A 4,515-nucleotide genomic window follows, 5' to 3' on the forward strand; every position below is an offset into this window, starting at 1 on the left:
CCGTTCCACAGGTAATCATCTGCATTTCCAGGTCGAGGAGAATGGTGTGGCTGTCAATCCATTGTTATATCTTGAGGGCAACGGAACAAGCAGTGAACTGCAGCGTATGGACCCGATGAAGGATATTGTCAGCGGTACAAAGGTTGTTCTGGAGAAGAAGGATATAGAGACTTCAGGGGAGGATGCACAGAACGCAGCTGTCGAAGAAACAGAAGCGGCAGAATCCATTGCGGAAACAGACAGTCAGAAGCAGCAGAAAGAAACAGCGGTTGAGACAGCAGAGATTGCGGACTCGGCCAAGCAGATTGTTGACAAGGCTGTCAAAACGGAGAAGAAGACAATCAAATAATACAGCGCAAAGCGCGGTGATTTAGCAAATAACTAAAAATAACAAAACCGGTATTCAGCCATCAGCTGAATACCGGTTTTGTTATTTAAAAGCTTTGTTAGCTACAATTTTAAAAATTGAAATATAAAGATGCAGCCTGAACAGCAGGTCATTAATTGAGGAAGTTCTCAATGATCACCGCTTCAGCTTCTTCTTCTGTCATACCGAATGTACGGAGTTTGATCAGCTGTTCGTCGTTAATACGGCCAATAGCCGCTTCATGGATGATCTGTGCATCGATATGGTTGGCATTGATCTCAGGAATAGAGCTGATGGATGCCTTGTCCATAATGATGGAGTCACACTGGACATGTGCATGACAGGCATTGTTGCCGATGGCCTTCGGATGGAAGATCTGATTGGATGTGCCTTTGGCAACAGAACGGGAAATAATACGGGCAGAGCTGCCTTCACCGTTCAACTTCACCTCCATGTTGGAAATAGCATGCTGAGCGTCATGGGTCATCAGTTTCTCTGTGACATAAAGTTTGGCATTTGGTCCGAGTTCAACGAAGGTTTCACGCTTGGTAGAGTCAACACCTTTGATCTGGGTGGTCTCCAGGGTGAAAACAGAATTCTCACCCACATAAATCTTCGTTACCGGGTTGAGAATCTTGCCGCCGGTGCCGTTTCCTTCAGCGTAGTGGTTCTCGACATACTTCACATTGGCATTTTTGCCGACATGGAAAGTATGAATACCATCGTGACGTGTTTCGCTGCATCCTTCACCGTGGATACCGCAGCCGGCAACGATGGTGACATCCGCGCCGTCTTCTACATAGAAATCGTTGTAAACAACATCAAGACCGGGTTCGGACATAACAACAGGAATATGCACCTGTTCATTCTGTGCTTCACTGCTGATTCGGATATCGATGCCCGGAAGGTCGGTTTTCTTCACAATAGCAATATGGCGGCTGTCACCATGACAGACAGCCATACCGTTTAATCGGAGATTGTAGGCGCCTTCCTGTTTGAAGCCATAGGAATCAATCACCTTTAATACATCTTCTGTTACCTGATTAAGCTTCACAGTAATCGCCTCCTTTCTGCTGACCATAACAGCAGGCCTCCTGGGAGGATGTGTCTAAGAGTGTCGGAAGAATCTCTTCGGCAGGCCCGATTCGGTCAATCTTGCCGTCGGAGATGACCATGATCCTGTCCGCCATACGGATAATACGTTCCTGATGGGAGATAAGGATCAGACTCTCTTTCTTCTCCTTGTGAATCTGTTCAAACTTCTTGATCAGCATAGAAAAGCTCCAGAGGTCAATGCCGGCTTCCGGTTCATCAAAAATGCAAAGCGTATGCTGTTTGGCAAGAACCGTTGCAATTTCGATACGTTTCATTTCACCGCCGGAAAGGGTAGCGTCTGCTTCTCTGTCAATATATTCCTGGGCACAGAGACCGACACTGCTGAGAAAACCGCAGCATTCGCTCTCGCTGAGGGTTCTTCCTGCTGCAAGATTCAGAAGGCGGCGGACGGTCATGCCTTTAAAACGCGGCGGCTGCTGGAAAGCGAATCCGATGCCAGCCTGGGCACGTTCATTGATGGAGAGGTCTGTAATGTCTTCTCCGTTTAAAATAATTCTGCCTGAAGTGGCTTCATTGATACCCATGAGCAGCTTGGCAAGTGTGGATTTGCCGCCGCCGTTTGGGCCTGTGATGACAAGCATTTCGCCATCGGCAACATTAAAACTGATGTCGGAGAGGATCTCTGCCTGACGGCCATCATCCCGGACATCAAAGGATAAATGTTCTATTTGTAACATTCTGTCACTTCCTTATATAGTATTGATAACAACATCAAATATAAATATAACATTTATGTTATTTTTTCACAAGTCTTTTAGCACAAAAAACGACAAACTATCAAAATGAATAGTCATAAAAAATTATGGGAAAATCTGGTGGATTTTTGTCTGAAAAGGCTGTATAATGATTGAAGTTTATGGGGGAGGTAGAAAATGGCACGAGATAATCAGGATCTGACAAAAGGACCTTTAGCCAGGAAGATTTTATTTTTCAGTGCACCACTTATTGTATCGAATCTTTTGCAGGTGCTTTTTAATGTGGCGGATATTGCCGTTGTCGGGCGTTTTGCGGGGGCATCAGCCCTGGGATCAGTTGGATCGACAACGATTCTTGTGACGATGTTTACGAGTTTTCTGATCGGGGTTTCGGGAGGCATTAATGTTTTGACTGCATTGTATCTTGGCTCCGGAGACAGGAAAGGAGTTCGGGAAACTGTACATTCGGCTTTCCTGTTCAGTATTCTGACAGGATTGACCCTGCTGCTTATTGGAGCAATATTTTCAAAAGGTATTCTGGAACTTTTGAACACGAAGCCGGAATTGATCGATGGGGCGGTGCTGTATATACGGATTTATTTTCTGGGGATGCCGGCGCTGGCTGTTTATAATTTTGGTAATGCCGTTTTCAGTGCGGCGGGGGATACGAAACGACCGCTGAAGTATCTTTCCATGGCGGGCGTTGTGAATATTATTTTGAATCTTTTTTTTGTGATCGTCTGTAAGATGGATGTGGCCGGTGTGGCTGTGTCCAGTATTATTTCACAGTATTTGTCGGCTGCGATGATCAGCGTTGCACTTTTCAGAAGCGGGGATATTTATGGACTGCACCGATCGGAGCTGCGTCTGAACAGAAACAAGACTGTGAATATTATCAGAATCGGTATTCCGGCAGGACTTCAGAATGCGATCTTCCAGATCGCGAATCTGTTTGTACAGGCGGGCGTGAATTCCTTTGATGCCACCATGGTGGCCGGCAATGCGGCTGCGGCCAATGCCGATGCGTTGGTGTATGATGTGATGACGGCCTTCTATACGGCCTGCGGTAGTTTTATGGGACAGAATTTCGGTGCCGGCAACAGGAAGCGTGTCAGGAACAGCTATCTCATCAGCCTGGCATATTCCTTTGGTATCGGTATGATCATGGGATTGGGACTTGTTTTATTTGGCCATCAATTCCTCTCATTGTTCTCGACAGATGCAGATGTCATTGAGGCGGGGATGATCCGATTGTCCATTATGGGTGTCTGCTATGGATTTTCTGCTTTTATGGACTGTACCATCATGGCTTCCAGAGCTTTGGGAAAGAGTATGATACCGATGGTGATCGTTATCATAGGTTCCTGCGTATTCAGAGTTGTCTGGATTTATACAGTTTTTGCGTATTTTCATACCATATTATCCCTGTATTCCCTTTATATATTTTCATGGGGGATCACAGCCATTGCAGAAATCATTTATTTTGTTTACATATACAAAAAAAGAGTGTGCTGAGGCTCACTCTTTTTTAATGTGTTTGATTGTACACGATGCGACATATATCAGCTGTGAATTCAAAATTGCTCCAAATCGGTGCCTGGTTTTTGAATGTTAACCGGCAGAGACAGGACGTTTAATCTGGCTGAGGCTGTAGGCCAGCACGGAACCGATGACAAGAACGCCGCCTGCAATGGACATAGGTCCGATGGTTTCGCCGCAGATAATGGCCGCCAATACCGGGTTGAGAATCGGTTCAATGCCTGAGGTCAATGCAGCTGTTACCGGAGAAACGGCATCCAGTCCCCGGGACAGACAGATGGTGGCCAGACCGGTCTGTACAGCGCCAAGAAGTACGATCACCAGCCATATGGATGGTGAATGGACGGTTTCGTGCACAGCAGTCGGAAGGCCGATGATGAAGGCCAGAATATAGCTGATGACAAGGGAAGATTCGAAATCGCCGCCCTTCATTTTCTTCATCTGAAACATAATGGCATAGGACAGGCCGGAGATAATGGCAAGAAGATTGCCGAGCATGCCACCGGAGGTGATCTTATCAAAGAAAAAGCATACAATACCGATTAATGCAATGATGCATGTAAGGATAGCCCTTTTATCCGGCCGTTTATGATAGAAGAGCCAGAGGATAAGAATCAGAAAAACCGGATGTGTGAATTGCAGGATGATGGCATTGGCGGCGGATGTCATTTTGGTGGCACAGACAAATGTGATGCTCATGGAAGCTGAGCAGATGCCGCCGAAAATAACGGATGGGTTAAGCCGAAAAGGATGATGGATCAGCTTCATGTAGAGCAGCAGTGTGATCAGGGCGAAGAT

General features: G+C 46.2%; 5 protein-coding genes. 2 read left to right on the top strand and 3 right to left on the bottom strand.

Features of this window, described 5'->3' with window-relative positions:
• The coding region (locus WMO25_RS15295; RefSeq protein ID WP_349086037.1) for a hypothetical protein at positions 1 to 349 on the top strand (349 nt) is incomplete at its 5' end.
• A 151-nt stretch (positions 350 to 500) separates the two neighbouring features.
• On the opposite strand, the gene WMO25_RS15300 is transcribed toward WMO25_RS15295, so the two are convergent.
• Together WMO25_RS15300 and WMO25_RS15305 are read right to left on the bottom strand one after the other, a co-directional pair.
• Entirely contained in the window at positions 501 to 1,448 is a 948-nt protein-coding gene (locus WMO25_RS15300) for a SufB/SufD family protein (RefSeq protein WP_227081587.1), read from the bottom strand.
• Complete coding sequence (locus WMO25_RS15305; RefSeq protein ID WP_349086039.1) at positions 1,411 to 2,160, bottom strand: ABC transporter ATP-binding protein; 750 nt, start codon at positions 2,158 to 2,160, stop codon at positions 1,411 to 1,413. The genes WMO25_RS15300 and WMO25_RS15305 overlap by 38 nt, the downstream gene beginning before the upstream one ends.
• A 195-nt stretch (positions 2,161 to 2,355) precedes the next feature.
• Here WMO25_RS15305 and WMO25_RS15310 point away from each other — a divergent pair, with 195 nt between their 5' ends.
• Positions 2,356 to 3,693 (top strand): MATE family efflux transporter, encoded by a 1,338-nt coding sequence (locus WMO25_RS15310; RefSeq protein ID WP_215690218.1) that lies wholly within the window; start codon positions 2,356 to 2,358, stop codon positions 3,691 to 3,693.
• A gap of 96 nt (positions 3,694 to 3,789) precedes the next feature.
• Here the strand turns inward: WMO25_RS15310 and WMO25_RS15315 are convergent.
• The coding region (locus tag WMO25_RS15315) for a DMT family transporter (RefSeq protein WP_349086041.1) at positions 3,790 to 4,515 on the bottom strand (726 nt) is incomplete at its 5' end.

It is taken from the genome of Coprococcus intestinihominis (assembly GCF_040096555.1).
In the GTDB taxonomy this organism is placed as follows: Bacteria; Bacillota; Clostridia; order Lachnospirales; family Lachnospiraceae; genus Coprococcus_A; species Coprococcus_A intestinihominis.

Bases quoted from the DNA above. Each gene is read 5' to 3' on its own strand.
- WMO25_RS15300 (WP_227081587.1), bottom strand. From the start codon at position 1,448: ATGGTCAGCAGAAAGGAGGCGATTACTGTGAAGCTTAATCAGGTAACA.
- WMO25_RS15305 (WP_349086039.1), bottom strand. From the start codon at position 2,160: ATGTTACAAATAGAACATTTATCCTTTGATGTCCGGGATGATGGCCGT.
- WMO25_RS15310 (WP_215690218.1), top strand. From the start codon at position 2,356: ATGGCACGAGATAATCAGGATCTGACAAAAGGACCTTTAGCCAGGAAG.